The sequence below is a fragment of the Brotaphodocola sp. genome (assembly GCF_050873365.1).
Classification (GTDB): domain Bacteria; phylum Bacillota; class Clostridia; order Lachnospirales; family Lachnospiraceae; genus Brotaphodocola.
On record NZ_JBNMIQ010000030.1, the window covers coordinates 26478 to 40630 of the forward strand.

The following is a 14153-nucleotide window of genomic DNA, read 5'->3' on the forward strand; positions in this document are numbered from 1 at the left end:
GAGAAATCTCCTTTGCCATTTTTTTAACTATCTTGCTTGTCCCATCATATCACAAAACAGAGCGCGGTGAAAGAAATTTTTATGTCTGTTTTTCAAAACTTATTTTGACCAGACAAGCTCCTCTTTCTGATCGTCGTAATCAAATTTTCCGTCGTTCTTTTCCTCGAGTGCCTTGATCATGTGATAGGTGTACTCGTTGTACGGAGTCGCGATTCCAAGCTCTTTTCCCATCCGCATCAGCGCACCTGAGAACATGTCGATCTCGGTGTGTCTTCCCGCCTCAATATCCTGAAGCGTGGAATATCTTGCCGACGGTCGAACCGGTGCCCCATGATTCGAAGAGCTGTCAATCCGACTCATATCCACACCTTTCGCCTTCGCAATCGCCTCAAGCTCTGCGCGTAGACCGTCGCTGATCGCCTTCATATGCGCACTGTCACGGTAACATCCGACTCCTGCCCCGAGAATCGCCTGCGGAAGGTTGTTGCAGACATTTAAGCGGAACTTGCTCCACATCTCCTCTCTTATGTATTCGGTGGAGCGGATGCGAATTCCGGTATCTGCAAACAGCGCCTTGACCGCCTGCACACGCTCACTCTCATACGACTTTGCGACTTCTCCGAAAATGATTCCGATCGTCGTCTCCGGATCAAAATGAATGCCATCCTCTTTTCTCTGGGATGCTACCTTGATCAGCGAATTCAGGATGTGAGACTCCCCGATCTCCTTTGCAATCAGCTCCTCGCTGTCGATTCCGTTCATCAGGCTCATCACGATCGTGTTCTCGCCGACAATCTCCCGAATCATCCCCATTGCCCCCGGAAGTGCGCCATATTTGAGCGAGACAATCAAAAGATCCACGCCGTGCGCCTCCTTGGGCGACCAGATATTCGGGCGGTAGACCTCCCCGTTGATCGTGCATCCGTTTGCCTTTAAGCGCTCTGCGCGCTCCCCGTCTGCAACCACACCAAGTCTGACATTTTTATCCTCATAAAGTCCCCAAATGATGTATGAGCCGACTGCCCCCGCTCCCAAAACTGCAACTGATTTTATCTCCATCTCGATTGTCTCCTCCTTCTCTGAATCGAAATTTTAATCTTATCCCTGCCACCATTATACACGATCTGTGCACTTTATCCATATCCGTTTCGCGCTGTTCGGAGAAAATTTTTTAGAACACGGAAACTCAAATCCAACGTACATCTTTGCGGAGCATTTTTTCAAGAGGAGGAGAGGACATCCACTCTGCGTTATATAGTAGGACGCAATTTCCCATCATACAAAAAATCCCTACGGGCAGAAGAAATGAGGAAACTGATGTCACCCCAAATCCTCCCCCCATAGGGACTTTTTTGCTGATTTATTATCCTTTATATTCTTCGCTTACAGCAGTGCTTTCACACTCTGCGCCCATTTCTCAATCTTCTGCTTCGGAGTCTCAAGTTTGTCTCCACCATTCGAGTCAAACTGCACCTGAAGCTCGCAGGTCACCTCTGCACCCGGACATGCCGTCTTCATGTCGCGGATCACATGGCCCGGCCAGCCTCCGTTTGTCATGAACGGCACAACGACCTTGCCTTTCCAGTTCTGACTGTGAAGAAACGTCAGCACTGCCGGAGCCATCGTATACCACCAGGTCGGTGTTCCAACCGCGATCACATCGTAATCCGCAGGATTTTTCTCGAGAGGTTTCAGCTCCGGCTCGTAACCGCGGTTGACCTCCTCCTGACCCTGACGCACGACATCATTGTAACTGCCGGAATACGGAACTGCGGTGTCAATCTTTAAGAGATCTCCACCAGTCACACTCTGAAGCTCCTTTGCAATCCGCTCCGTATTTCCATTCGACCATGAATAGTAGACAATCAACATCTTTTTCATTTCTATCGCCCTCTCCTATCGTTCTTATTTATTTTCTTAACCCTTTTCAAGTCGACGCTCGCGGAGACTTGGCGCGTGATTTTGGTCAGCTCTGCTGACATCTTCCCATCAAAATCACTGCGCATCCTCGCGGAGCGTATAACTCAGAAGGGGATTGTCTCCCCTCCTGAGAAAGTTTGTGATACCCCCACCTATAGAGGAGGGGGACATCCACTCTGAGTTGTACTTATTGTTCTTGTGTCTGTTTCGTTTGCTTTCTTATACCATAGCACTTGAAGTTTACTTTAAGTCAAGAACTTTTTAAATAGGCAATAGGCGAATGGACAAATCATTAAATTTCTTCAACGTCCGGTCAACTAATTCCTCAAACAGGCAATCTCATACGACTCATACGACTTTTATTTATTTTTATTGATTTTTTATCGATTCTCCATCGCATGAACCAGCTCCACCATGAGCTCATGGGTCGGCACCAGCACCTGATGTGCATGACCAGCTCTGACAACTGCTCCGCTGATCACATCAACCTCTGTCTTTCGTCCGGCTTTCAGATCCGCATAGATGCTCGTAAGTCCATCCGGTGCATTCTGCAAATGTTTTTTAATGCGCGCAATCTGCGCCTCCGCGTCAAACGGATATCCATCTGCGGTTGCCGTCGCACAGAGTTCGCGGATCAGTTTCTGCGCAATCCTCCATGCGTAATCATCTTTCTCCACATATCCCTGCGGAACCTGCAAAACGCCGGAGAGCACGCTTGAGGACGCATTGATCATCAGCTTGTCCCAGATCATTCCCTGAACCTGATCGCAGACCTCACACGAGAATCCACACTCCGCAAAGGTATCGGCAATCGCTTTAAACCGACTGCTGTCGCCATTTACTGCACCGAGAAACGTCTTTCCACCTCCACTGTGACAGATCGAGGTCTCGCTGAGTTTAAAACTTCCCTGCTGGGTCGTTCCAATTACAAGCTGGTCTGCCGGAGCAAAACGACTCATCACAACTTCATGACCCATTCCGTTTTGTAGAGTCATCAGAACCGTGTGCTCGCCGATGATTCCCTGATTTTTTGTGAGCGCACTCTCAGAGGCACTCGCCTTGACCTGAAGAATCGCTAAATCCACCGGCTCCATGTCAGAAGAATCCGCAGTTGCATGCGGATAAAACGTTTTCTCCGTTCCATCCGTCTCGCGAATCATCACCCCCTGCTTCTCAATCGTCGCCATCTTCTCCGGATTTGTTCCGATCAGAGTCACCTCATTTTTCTGGGACAGGTATCCTCCAAATAGAAGTCCCATCGCTCCCGGTCCGATCACTGCTATTCTCATACGTTCGTTTCTCCTTCACACATATTTTCATTTTGCATTTGCTTAATCATAATCATCATATCTTTTATTTTTTATCTTTGCTTTTATTATATTAGAATCCACTCCAAAAACCAAGCAAAACCCAGTTCGTTTTTCAAGCGTTTTCACAACGTATTTGTATTTCCCATATTTTTAGAAAATTCAGAAATGTGCGTCGCTAGGGCGCAGACGCAAAAAATGACCAGCGGACCATGTGATCCATTCCACACGACACGCTGGCTATTTATTTTCACTTACTGCTTGTACCGCAACATACCATTTTTCAATTCAATAAATTTTCCGTCAAAGATTTCCTGCAATACCTGTCTGCATGGTATCCGTTGCAATCTTCTAACCTCAGACGCTTCCATTACTCGGAAAGTAGTTTGGTGATGATCTTGATAAAATGCAATGAGCGATTCAATATACGGCTCGGCATCATCAATCGTCCAGTTTGCTTCCTCTTTCAAACGCGAGAATGCCGATACCAGACTAATACACCGAACATCTTCAAAACTCATAGCTCCGTTGCGAGCGTTTTTGTCATCGGAACAGAACACATATATCTGCTCACCAAGCATCACTGACAAAACCTGCAATAGCACAAAAGACTTGATTTCTCCAAGATTATTTTTCTTTCCCACTTCAATATCAAGCAGTTGAAGTTCTTTCAAATAATCTCCATTTGATATTGCCACGTAGTCCACATCTTCCAATGCCCGATAATGTTCCGAATAGTAATCTTTAGAAAAAGCATCACACGCCAATTTTAACATCTGCGTATAGGTTACACACGCCAGTGGTCCTCGTACAAGTGACAGGCTTTCAAGAATTGCTTGGTCTGTGTAGCTTTTTATCTTTTGCGTTTCAATCTTTTTTCTCAACCATCCTGGCGCATCAGCATTATACCGATTAAGTTCTGTTACGATTTGTGCGTGACAAAAGAACTCATATTCCGGCAATTCCATGACCCGATCAATCAAATGATTATCGCTACCATCTTGAACAGAGTGCGTTTTAGAAATGAAATCGGTATCCAGCAATGCGTATTTTTTCACTTCGATCTGACACCCCCTCAATCCAAATCGTACTCTTTTTTCAGTTGAGTAATGTAAGCTACATCTTCATTTTCTCTGGATTCTGTCAAATACTCATGCTGTCTGTTGTACTCAACTTTTTCAAGAAGTGTGCCAAAAGATTCTGTTCCCCTGCCATCAAGCTGCCAGCGTTTTGCCTTACCTGTCAGTGATACCCTTTTCGTTACATCCACAGAACTTATCTTTAGCAACTTTTCAGCCTGCTGGTGAGATATATTTCCGCTTTCAAACAAACGCAGTACAACTGCTTTATAGGGCATAGCAAACATATCCATAAGCATCAGAACAGAATCTACCGCAACCAAATCTTTATCGATCCCATACAGTAGAATTTGCTCATGGAGAAGTTGATCCGGCATCAGAAGCAGCCCTGCAAAGGCATTCGCTTCCAAGTCCTCCTGTGTTCTTCCTGTTTCATCCCCTGTTGCCGAATCCAGCATAGAACCATTTTTTATATAGCTCTGGTCTGCATTTTCTACATAGCAATAGATATGATACAATTCATGCGCCGCAGCGAAAAACTGCTTACAAAGTGGAAGCGTCGTATTTACGCACACGAAAATCGTATCCTGCTTCAAGAAAGTCAATGCCCATAATTCATCATCACGGATTGGAAAACGAAGTAGTTCCAGCGCGATTTCTTTCTTTCTTGCATAGTTCTGTATAACAGCAAAGATATTATCCTTGATAACAGAATTACCGACATACTCTGCCGAAAACTGCCTGACAACAGATTGAATTTCATCAAATTTCTTGTTTTGGCTTACAAAAAGGCTATTTCCCAGAACATCGCTCATCACTTATCCTCCCAGGGTTGCTCCATCTTTTTCCCATTCTCGCATACCCTAGTGTGGAACAGAATCATGTCGGACAGTTCATCCGCAAGTTGGATTCCTTTTCTTGCTTCTTCTGTTTTTACACGCCCCATAAACGCATGAATCACATTCGTATCCATCGGCTTTTCGGGCATCTTCATCAGAGAATCCATCGACACATGAAGATATTCAGAGATCTTATGAAGTTCAATCGCATTGATTGCTCTTGCACCATTCATAATTTTACTCATTGTCTGCTTGGAGACTCCAATTCCTTCTGCCAGATCAACTTGCTTTTTGTTTTCTTTTTTCAGTTCAGCCTGAATGTTGTTTGCAATTATCATATTTACATCCAGCATATAATCGCCTCCTATTCTTGTACTTATATTTATTATATGCTCTCTCGCATAGAATATCAACTATTTGGAAACTATTTTTAGTTTACCATTAATTTTGTTTCCATTTTAGTTACAAGTCACCATGGTATCCCTATCATGCTTTGTGAAAATTTCGATTCTATGAAAGGAATGTACCGAGTGATTAAGCAAAATCGCTTTAATAGGACGCAATTTCCTATCATATGAAAAAGAATGTGCCTTGGCACATTCTCGCGCTGAGGCGCGGTTGCTTCAGCAACCATCTTCCCCTGCGCCGAGTGCGCATCCTTACGGAGCATTTTTTGTATGATAGGACGCAATTTCCTATCATACAAAAAAAGACCCGGAAAACTTTCGTTTTCCGAGCCTTTTGTATATTCCAAATAGGAACGCCCTGAAATAAGCAATTATCTCTTGGAGAACTGCGGAGCGCGACGTGCAGCCTTTAAGCCGTACTCACCTGACCTTGATCCAAAAAGACCAGTATTCATGCGGTTTTTCGGGCTTTCCTCTCTCAGTAAACCCATAGGTAAACCCACGAAATCGCGAAATTTTTGGTGCAGTTTAACGCAGCCCGAATGCAGCATTCACAACGCTGCTTAATTCCTCAGGTTTATTATACTTGACTTTCGCATAGATGTCCATAGTCGTTTTGCTGTTCTCATGGCCTGCCAGATACTGCACCGTCTTAGGATCAACACCTTTGTAAATCAGATTGGTGATGTAGGTGTGCCGCAGCATGTGCGGAGTCACCTTGAAGTCCATCGTATACACCAGTTTGGGATTATTCGGCTGATGCTCACCAAGCCTTGGCTTTATTCTATGCTTGATGGACTGTCCATTTACATAAGTGTAATAACAGCGTTCTGCAGTAGAACGGACTGTTATGTACTTCCAGACTCTCACAAACTGTGTTTCCGTCAAAACAGTTCCCTTCGAATTCGAGATCACATATTCCGATTCTGATTTTTCCCTTTCTTCCTTGAGACAGGCTACCAGGCATTTTGGAATCGGAACATCTCGTTTTGCTGCCGGTGTCTTCAATAACGTGTTGACTACCGGCTCACCGCCTTCCACATGCCATGCACGCCTTACCGAAATGTACGGCGTTTTTTCATCCAGGAATACGCAGTCCCATTTTAATCCAAGGATCTCTTCTCTACGCAATCCTGCGTACAAACCGATCATCACGAAGACATACGGTGGAAGCTCACGAATGCTATCCAGCAAAATGGCAGTCTGTTCATCTGTCAAAGCCTCGCGCCGTTTCGCTGGCTTTCCGCCTCTTGCGCAAATCGTTTTGGATGGATTCTCTTTAATCACCTTGCTCTCTTCTGCTGAATTAAAAATGTTCTTAATCAGCATATTGAGCTGACCATACATTCCGGAAGAACCTTTTGATAACGGAACCATCAGCAGCCGCAGGTCATCTGTGGTCACCTCGTCCATATACATCTGTCCAATCGGACCCACGATGTACCGATTCACCATCCGTGCGTATCCTTCCAACGTATTAGTTCTTACCGTTCCAGACCGCATCAGCAACCATTTTTCACAGTACTCTTCCACGGTCGGATTCTCTCTATGGAAAACCACTTCCGCAATTTTCTTCTGGGCATCTTCCACCCGGTCATACAATTCTTCGCGTGTCAGCCCATAAATCGCCACTCTCTTTCCGTCTGCATCTGTAATCCGGGTGCGGTAATACTGTACCCCTTTCATCATCACTGTTCCGTATTCCGGAAGTTCAGCAGGACGCTTTTTCCCTTTAGCCATGTGTTCTCCTCCTATCTATCTTCATACATTGCGTGTTGTCACTTTTATTATCATGGCGTACAGCACTTCCTTCAAGGATGTCGAATGTATGTAAAAAGGGCAGGGATTTTTGACCATCCCTGCCCTAATTTCTTTCTGATTTACTCTTAATCCCACGATGCAAAAGCATCTTCCAGCACTCCTGCGAGCTGCTCTGGGCGATTATATTTCACCTTGGCGTAAATATCCATGGTGATCTTGCTGCTTTCATGACCGGCAAGATACTGAACCGTCTTCGGATCAACCGAAGCATGAATCAGATTCGTAATGTAGGTGTGCCGCAGCTGATGCGGAGTCACCTCAAAGTCCAGACTGTAAACCACATTTCCATTGTGTGCTGCCTTTTCCCCCAGAACCGGCTTCACCGTATGCTTCACCCTCTTGCCATCTTCATAGCGGTAATAGCAGCGTTCCTTGGTGGTACGGGTTACGATATACTGCCATAATCTCTTGAACTGCGTATAGGACAACGGGTCTCCATCCCGGTTTGCAACCACAAAATCCGATGTCGATGTCTTCTTCGCCTCTTTCAGACATTCCAGAAGATTGTCCGGCAGAGGGACATTCCGATGCGCTGCCTTTGTTTTCAGCTCTGTCAGAATCACCGGACGATTATGCTCCGTATGCCAGGCTCTCCGAACGGTAAGGTACGGAGCCTCGCAATCAAGATACACCGAATCCCATTGAAGTCCGAGGATTTCTTCTCTCCGCAATCCTGCGTACAGCCCCAGCATCACGAACACATACGGCGGTAAGCCGTAAATGGCATCCAGCAGCTTATCCACCTGCTCATCCGTAAGCGGGAGGCGGTCCTTCTGGGGAATCCCGCCCACATTCTTCTTCAGATAGATGGTCGGATTCTCATCAATGATCTTACTCTCCATTGCTGCCGTGAAAATACACTTATATAGAACGTTCACTGATTTGTACACGGATGCCGACTTTTTCGATGCCGCCAACAGTGCCAGGCGAATGTCATCTGCTGTTACATCTCCCATATGCATATCGCCCAATGGCTTGATGATGTAGTTCTTCACTTTCGATGTATAGTCAATCAGCGTTGTCATCCTGATCTGTGCCGACTGCATCAGCAGCCATTTCTCGCAATACTCCTCCACTGTAGGTGTACTGCGGCGATACGTCTTGTTCTCAATCTGCTGGATCGCTTCCTGTTCCTTCTGGTACAGTTCCTCTCTCGTTCTTGCATATAAGGAAACCCGCCGTCCCTGCTGATCTGTTACACGGGTTCGATAATATTGCGTTCCCTTCATACTCACCGTACCATAATCGGGAAGCATCATTCTTCTTGCCGCCATATCATTACCTCCAATCCTGTTGATGCTTTCATTATTGCGGATTCATCGTCCATACTCAACGATGTCGATTTTCACCGCCGAAAGCTTCGAGGTTTGCGATATGTCGCAGCACGTTCCATCGGTTTTGCACGGTGCGTACATTTTGCAATGTACTCCTGAATCCCCACTTCCGTGAAATAAACGCAGCCGTTTTCCACATACTGAACATAGGAGATCAAACCGTCTGTTCTTGCAGCATCCAGTGTTTTTACGCTGATTCCCAGTATACTGGCTGCTTCTTTCCTTGTAATCAGTTTATCCATCGCCTTCTTCGCCATCCTTTCGGCATTTGCCCTGTCTTTTTTTCTCTGCTTGTTCCGGAATGTAATATCCAAGTTGAATCCTTACAGCTTCATCAATCCCACGCATCTGCCCCTTACTTACCCGCCCAAGATAGCGAATCACGCATATCTTGTCGCAGGTGTCGAGCTGTTCTGCCAATACCATGGACGGTTTTGCCAGTCCCTTTGCTTTACGGAGAAAGAAATGCGTTGGCTGTTTTCGCTTCTTCTCAATTTTCGATGTCAGCGGAGCAATCGTGATCGTCGGCGCATAATAATTGCCGACATCATTCTGAAGAACCACAACAGGACGAACACCGCCCTGCTTTGATCCGACCGGAACACCGAGATTGGCGAGATATAAATCACCTCGCCGATAAACCCAGTTTTCTTTCATATGCTGTTGTCTCCAATCTCCATACACTGATATGGATAAAGCCTGCCAGGTATCATGCTGATACAGCACCCGGCAGCGCTTTCTGAAAATATGGTTTCTCTGTACTTTTTCTTATCACCCCAGAGATGTAGGATTTCTCACAGGCGGCAGTGTGCTTCACTGCTCCATTGGAATTTAACCATCCCGCCTTCCTTATGGCCGGACCGCGAATTACGGAAGTATCATTGTCCCTGTCTGGCTTTAACACCGCCGCCGGTTGCAATCCGGCATTTGCTTCTGCGAAACCGCTATCGCCCCGATGGGCTTCATGGCGTGCAGTCGAAGGCTCGACCAAACAGGAATGTACCCGAAGAATGAGTATTCAGTTTTCAAGGGACATTCGGACTTTCGTCCTTACAAAGTAAGTTTAACAAGAATCCTCCGGTTTCGCGTTGGCCTCGTAGGCGCACTTTGGTTGTCCTTGCAGGACTACATACGGTTCGTTTTGACTTTTTCAGTGTTCTATACAGCCGGATTGAGGCAAAAAAATACCCCGTTGGTTTCCCAACGAGGCATCAAAGACGATTCTATTCTATTTTCTATAAACTGGTACCCGTTTATCTCCTGGTGACCATTTGAGTCACGGCTAATGTATCAAAAAAGCAACGCTCATCTCAGCAAATCAGACAAACTGTATTCTCCTTTGGGGATATTTGCTGTTCTGCGATACTCTTTTATGGCTTTCACCAAGAGCTGAGGATTACTGAAATACTGCTTCACAAAATCATACGACTTCACATCATGCATCCGAAGATTTATTTTACAAAATTCGCTTGGTTTTTTTCCAGAACGCTTAAACTGATCATATGCTCCTTCCGCATGAATAATCAGCATTTCAATTTCTGGAGCAGTAATGACATTTACCACGTCAATTTTCTGCTCATATGCTTTACTCAATCGAAATTCCTCTCTGCGAGAATCCAAAATCCGTATCACAGAAATCTGCTCATCGAATCCTTTCCGTAAGTATCGCTCCTCGAATCGTTTAGCACTTCTGCAACGAATGACACGTTCTTCCAACATTTCTTCTCTGTTGAAAATCAGAAGATCATTATCAACCAGTATGTCGATAATAGCTTCTTCGGCAGAGCCTTCACATATACACGCCTTGTATTTTGCTAATTCCATTCTGCCGCCTCCTTAATTGATTGAAGCAGCCAGGCTTTTCTTCAAGCGCATATACGCTTCATATGCTGGCGTTGTTCCCTCAAGGAAGCCGCTCTGGTAAGCATCACTCTTTTTAATATCATTACGTTTCAATATATAGCTCAGATTTTCTGCTGTAATGCCATTACGGTTTCTAACGATACAAATTCCGTCATTTCGGTCATATTCGTCCAGCAGTTCCGGATAATGCGTAGTGAAAATAAGCGTTCCGCCATTTTTGTTCAGTCGGCTGTCCATAAAGAAGCGCACTAAGGTCGTTACAATTTCCTTGTTGAAATGATTCTCTATTTCATCTACCAGAAGATAACCACCTGAATGAAGAACTTCCTTTACCATCGAGAATGTAATAATACCCTTAATCGTACCAGAGGACAGATACTGCTCAAGGTCTGCCGCATTATTCAGGATAATCTCTTCTTCATCCTTAAACTTCAAGTGGATAAATGTTTTTCCCTCTGTCTGCTCAAAACACAATTTCTCAATGGTCGGATCGAGAAACGCAATTACCTCCAATGGAATATCTTCGGTAAATGGAAGCACATTCACATTCGTATAGGAAAGCAGGCTGAATATTTCCACTGTATCATTCGCTTTTTTATTATGTGCAATGACAAAGCTGACATCATCAGAAAGGTATGCTTCATCGCTATTGCGCTGCTCTACAGGCTTCATTCCTGTAAAATCTGTCAGATACTTTTTCGACTTAACGGTTGCAATCGGTTTTTCCCAAAGGCTTTCAGACAGAATCGAATACACATATTCCCCTGTTTTCGACTTCTTTGCCGCAATTACAGTTTCCAAGCAGCAGACGTAGCTACGCTTATCATAAAAATATGTGCGGATTGTAACATTCTTCGCTCCGCCAAGAATGCTTTTTGCCTCCACATGATTGATGGGCTCATTTTTCACAATATTTAAGGCCAAGCTAATGACCTTTAATACCGAGGTCTTGCCAGATGCGTTAATTCCAATGAAAGCACAGGCAGAGTGGAGATAGTAGTTATCCGTCAAACGGTAAAGACTATCTTTGTCCTCTTCGCAAACACGTTGCTGCGTATAAAAGCAAATATCCAAGTCTTTTTTGAATAATGGGAGTCCTTGTGCGGTGATGCGGAGTATTTTCATAGGTAGTCCTCCTCTAAAAACAGTTTTTTTGTTTTTATTTTCTTATAATCTTATTATACGCCGCAAATCAGAAAATATCAACGGATTTTCCGTTTTTATTTTCTGATTTGTTTTTGACACTAAAAAGTATCCGTTCAATATGGCAAGCCCTGTGATTGCTGACCCGTTCCACCGCATGAAATACATGGAGCGTCAGGGAAGCGGCCTACGCAAAATCGTCAGGGAAACCGAAAAGCCGCCTGGATATACAGCGGCATATAATCCGAAAATTTTCTCAACGGCAACAGATTTCAGAGTCATCTTGAAAAATGTAAATTACCAACTTAGTCAGAAAAACTTAGTCAATGACCAAGTTAGTGAGCAAGATAAATCACCGGACATCCCACACACAGTTTTGAATCTTTGTATCCACCTTATTGCCCACGGCAGTGAGGGTGCTCAAATCACTCATGCTCACTCTATCATGGGTACAGCCAATGATAAGTCCTATGACGCACCCCATGATACAACCCATGATAACTTAGAGGATGACACCCATCAAGGTATCCACCAAGATAGCCACCATGATTCTACGCCGTCAGCAGTTATATTGCGCCTAATGCTTTTTAGATTTTCTTCGCAATCGTAGACAGCTCCGAAATAATACTAAGAAGATCATTTTTGACTTCCTCTTTGCTTGGCTCGCTGCCCATCAGAAGATAATCCGTGCTGACATGGAGGATGCAGGACAGTTCAATCAGCAAGTCAATAGAGCAGCTGCGTTCACCGTTCTCCATGCGGCTGACATGCTGCTTGCTTGCCAGGCCCAGGCGAACCGCCAGTTCCTCCTGCGTAATGCCACGGGAAGTGCGAACATCGTGAAGTCTCTTACCAAACTCTTTTGCGTCAAAATACATACGTTTCTCCTTCCGCACAGCCGGTACAGAACCGGATCGACGGAAGGTCAAAAAAAGAGCCGCATGACGGTGAAGAAAAATCCTGTGCCGATAAAACAGAACATGGGTATCCCATAATTCTGTCTCATGCGGCATTCGGAAGACTTCGCCTGTCAGCGGCTCCACAGCACAGCTATGACTTATAAAATTGTGTTAATAGGGTTATTTATTGTCATCTCAACCATTCAAAGACGAATAGTAGAGCTGCAATCTCCGTAATCTTCTCATCTCCAAAACATTGAAGACGGTCTCGCGTCCGCAGGCCTTGCATTTGGTCTGCACATGTCCTCTGGTATCCTCAAAGACGATGATTGAATTGTGTCGGCAATAAGGGCACCTGACAATCCTGGGCTTTTGCGAAGCAATCGCATCCTTTGCCCGGATGATTTTAATCTGCATTTCCGCAGATGGTTCCGATACTCTGATATTCCTGCTCATGGCCACACCTCCAATGGATCACGATATTCATAATCCTTTTTCCGGTTCAGATAGCCCAGTTGTTCCAAGCGGATAGCAGCTGCCGATCTCGAAACGCCAAAGACACCACAGAAAGTATCTATCTTCACCTGATCTTTGTTATAAAAACGCCATCCATAACATGTCAGAGGCTTTCTGCTGTTGATGAACCACATCGCCCGATCCACTTCTGACTGGGGCATCAGGATGGCAGCTCCCAGCGAATTGGCCTGCCACTCGTTCCAATCTTCCTGCGTTCTCAGAACGCGGGAACCTTTTTTCCTCACTTCCGGTCTCTTATGGCAGGCTATCTTTCGGTCATCGGCATCCAGCTGAAACAATATCTGGTGAGCGCACTCATGTGCCAGCGTAAACCTGCGTTTTCCGCAGAGTTTCCGTATATTCTCCGGTTCAATGAAGCTCTTGTCCAGAACCACATCATTGGTTTTCAGGAAGATGCTCCTCTGACTTCCATCGACTTCAATCTGATATTCTGTATCCACATACGCGGTCAGACCATAGATGCTTCCGTCCGAGGACAACTTTTGAAATGACACCTTCAGGTTCAGATAATCGGATGCAAACTGGTCAATGGGTGTCGGAAGTGCGAATCTTGCCGGATCATCTGCTTCGCTGCCGAAAAAGGACTTTTGAAAATCTCTTATCACTGCAACAGCGATTTCTTCTATGTTTTTCTGTGAAAGGATCATAGGCACGGCTCCTTTGCTTCAACGAACCATTTTTCATCTTCGTTGTACAGGAAACTCTCATGCCCACCGATCATGACCGTATAGCGGATTCCGCAGCCACCTACCTTCGTGGAAGCAGCCCGGCACTTATGTTTCAATCGGTCGATCTCATACACCCGTCCGTCAATCCACCGAATCAGACGCGGACGGATATTTCCCTCCGCATCCACATCCAAATTCACAGGTACATATACTTTTCTACATTTCTGTTCCGACATATTCTACGCTCCTCCTCTGTAAACCGGCGAATGTGTTGACTTCTTTTAGCAAAGAACTCACCAGATTCTACCGGTGCTGTATTAACCAATCATTCCTGTC

The 14153-nt window shown here is 45.2% G+C and carries 15 protein-coding genes and 1 pseudogene; 1 reads left to right on the top strand and 15 read right to left on the bottom strand.

Annotated elements, in window-relative coordinates:
* Positions 1-99: 99 nt before the first annotated feature.
* From ACR0QT_RS12115 to ACR0QT_RS12170, 12 genes are all read right to left on the bottom strand, one after another.
* The gene (locus tag ACR0QT_RS12115) at positions 100-1059 is read right to left on the bottom strand and encodes a ketopantoate reductase family protein (RefSeq protein ID WP_432630984.1); all 960 of its coding nucleotides are present in this window, start codon (positions 1057-1059) and stop codon (positions 100-102) included.
* Positions 1060-1383: 324 nt separating this feature from the next.
* Entirely contained in the window at positions 1384-1881 is a 498-nt protein-coding gene (locus ACR0QT_RS12120; RefSeq protein ID WP_432630985.1) for a flavodoxin, read from the bottom strand.
* A gap of 419 nt (positions 1882-2300) precedes the next feature.
* Positions 2301-3209, bottom strand: a complete 909-nt coding sequence (locus ACR0QT_RS12125; RefSeq protein WP_432630986.1) for a ketopantoate reductase family protein — start codon at positions 3207-3209, stop codon at positions 2301-2303.
* Positions 3210-3481: 272 nt separating this feature from the next.
* Entirely contained in the window at positions 3482-4285 is an 804-nt protein-coding gene (locus ACR0QT_RS12130; RefSeq protein ID WP_432630987.1) for a hypothetical protein, read from the bottom strand.
* A 17-nt stretch (positions 4286-4302) separates the two neighbouring features.
* A complete protein-coding gene (locus tag ACR0QT_RS12135) occupies positions 4303-5121 on the bottom strand; it encodes an ImmA/IrrE family metallo-endopeptidase (protein WP_432630988.1) in 819 nt (272 codons plus the stop codon).
* Entirely contained in the window at positions 5121-5498 is a 378-nt protein-coding gene (locus ACR0QT_RS12140) for a helix-turn-helix domain-containing protein (RefSeq protein ID WP_113998665.1), read from the bottom strand. Before ACR0QT_RS12140 ends, ACR0QT_RS12135 begins: the two co-directional genes overlap by 1 nt.
* A 582-nt stretch (positions 5499-6080) precedes the next feature.
* Positions 6081-7292 (bottom strand): tyrosine-type recombinase/integrase, encoded by a 1212-nt coding sequence (locus ACR0QT_RS12145; RefSeq protein WP_055222189.1) that lies wholly within the window; start codon positions 7290-7292, stop codon positions 6081-6083.
* Between the two features lie 146 nt (positions 7293-7438).
* Positions 7439-8647, bottom strand: coding sequence for a tyrosine-type recombinase/integrase (locus ACR0QT_RS12150; RefSeq protein ID WP_008396560.1), 1209 nt, complete (start codon positions 8645-8647; stop codon positions 7439-7441).
* Between the two features lie 71 nt (positions 8648-8718).
* A complete protein-coding gene (locus ACR0QT_RS12155; protein WP_002576363.1) occupies positions 8719-8949 on the bottom strand; it encodes a hypothetical protein in 231 nt (76 codons plus the stop codon).
* Positions 8942-9364, bottom strand: coding sequence for a type II toxin-antitoxin system PemK/MazF family toxin (locus ACR0QT_RS12160; RefSeq protein ID WP_002576364.1), 423 nt, complete (start codon positions 9362-9364; stop codon positions 8942-8944). The genes ACR0QT_RS12155 and ACR0QT_RS12160 overlap by 8 nt, the downstream gene beginning before the upstream one ends.
* Before the next feature lie 648 nt (positions 9365-10012).
* The gene (locus ACR0QT_RS12165; protein ID WP_002576365.1) at positions 10013-10531 is read right to left on the bottom strand and encodes a hypothetical protein; all 519 of its coding nucleotides are present in this window, start codon (positions 10529-10531) and stop codon (positions 10013-10015) included.
* 12 nt (positions 10532-10543) lie between these two features.
* A complete protein-coding gene (locus tag ACR0QT_RS12170) occupies positions 10544-11695 on the bottom strand; it encodes an AAA family ATPase (protein WP_008396556.1) in 1152 nt (383 codons plus the stop codon).
* A gap of 145 nt (positions 11696-11840) precedes the next feature.
* On the opposite strand from ACR0QT_RS12170, the pseudogene ACR0QT_RS12175 reads away from it, so the two are divergent.
* A pseudogene (locus ACR0QT_RS12175) lies at positions 11841-12023 on the top strand (ATP-binding protein); the annotation flags it as partial.
* Positions 12024-12300: 277 nt separating this feature from the next.
* Here the strand turns inward: ACR0QT_RS12175 and ACR0QT_RS12180 are convergent.
* The 3 genes from ACR0QT_RS12180 to ACR0QT_RS12190 form a co-directional block, all read right to left on the bottom strand.
* On the bottom strand, positions 12301-12591 hold the full coding sequence (locus ACR0QT_RS12180) for a helix-turn-helix domain-containing protein (RefSeq protein ID WP_002576367.1): 291 nt from the start codon (positions 12589-12591) through the stop codon (positions 12301-12303).
* Between the two features lie 473 nt (positions 12592-13064).
* On the bottom strand, positions 13065-13796 hold the full coding sequence (locus ACR0QT_RS12185; protein ID WP_117964036.1) for an ImmA/IrrE family metallo-endopeptidase: 732 nt from the start codon (positions 13794-13796) through the stop codon (positions 13065-13067).
* Complete coding sequence (locus ACR0QT_RS12190; RefSeq protein ID WP_013274265.1) at positions 13793-14053, bottom strand: hypothetical protein; 261 nt, start codon at positions 14051-14053, stop codon at positions 13793-13795. The genes ACR0QT_RS12185 and ACR0QT_RS12190 overlap by 4 nt, the downstream gene beginning before the upstream one ends.
* Positions 14054-14153: the final 100 nt, after the last annotated feature.

Bases quoted from the DNA above. Each gene is read 5' to 3' on its own strand.
- ACR0QT_RS12155 (WP_002576363.1), bottom strand. From the start codon at position 8,949: ATGGATAAACTGATTACAAGGAAAGAAGCAGCCAGTATACTGGGAATC.
- ACR0QT_RS12120 (WP_432630985.1), bottom strand. From the start codon at position 1,881: ATGAAAAAGATGTTGATTGTCTACTATTCATGGTCGAATGGAAATACG.
- ACR0QT_RS12180 (WP_002576367.1), bottom strand. From the start codon at position 12,591: ATGTATTTTGACGCAAAAGAGTTTGGTAAGAGACTTCACGATGTTCGC.
- ACR0QT_RS12135 (WP_432630988.1), bottom strand. From the start codon at position 5,121: ATGAGCGATGTTCTGGGAAATAGCCTTTTTGTAAGCCAAAACAAGAAA.
- ACR0QT_RS12170 (WP_008396556.1), bottom strand. From the start codon at position 11,695: ATGAAAATACTCCGCATCACCGCACAAGGACTCCCATTATTCAAAAAA.
- ACR0QT_RS12140 (WP_113998665.1), bottom strand. From the start codon at position 5,498: ATGCTGGATGTAAATATGATAATTGCAAACAACATTCAGGCTGAACTG.
- ACR0QT_RS12145 (WP_055222189.1), bottom strand. From the start codon at position 7,292: ATGGCTAAAGGGAAAAAGCGTCCTGCTGAACTTCCGGAATACGGAACA.
- ACR0QT_RS12160 (WP_002576364.1), bottom strand. From the start codon at position 9,364: ATGAAAGAAAACTGGGTTTATCGGCGAGGTGATTTATATCTCGCCAAT.
- ACR0QT_RS12115 (WP_432630984.1), bottom strand. From the start codon at position 1,059: ATGGAGATAAAATCAGTTGCAGTTTTGGGAGCGGGGGCAGTCGGCTCA.
- ACR0QT_RS12125 (WP_432630986.1), bottom strand. From the start codon at position 3,209: ATGAGAATAGCAGTGATCGGACCGGGAGCGATGGGACTTCTATTTGGA.
- ACR0QT_RS12190 (WP_013274265.1), bottom strand. From the start codon at position 14,053: ATGTCGGAACAGAAATGTAGAAAAGTATATGTACCTGTGAATTTGGAT.
- ACR0QT_RS12165 (WP_002576365.1), bottom strand. From the start codon at position 10,531: ATGGAATTAGCAAAATACAAGGCGTGTATATGTGAAGGCTCTGCCGAA.
- ACR0QT_RS12185 (WP_117964036.1), bottom strand. From the start codon at position 13,796: ATGATCCTTTCACAGAAAAACATAGAAGAAATCGCTGTTGCAGTGATA.
- ACR0QT_RS12150 (WP_008396560.1), bottom strand. From the start codon at position 8,647: ATGGCGGCAAGAAGAATGATGCTTCCCGATTATGGTACGGTGAGTATG.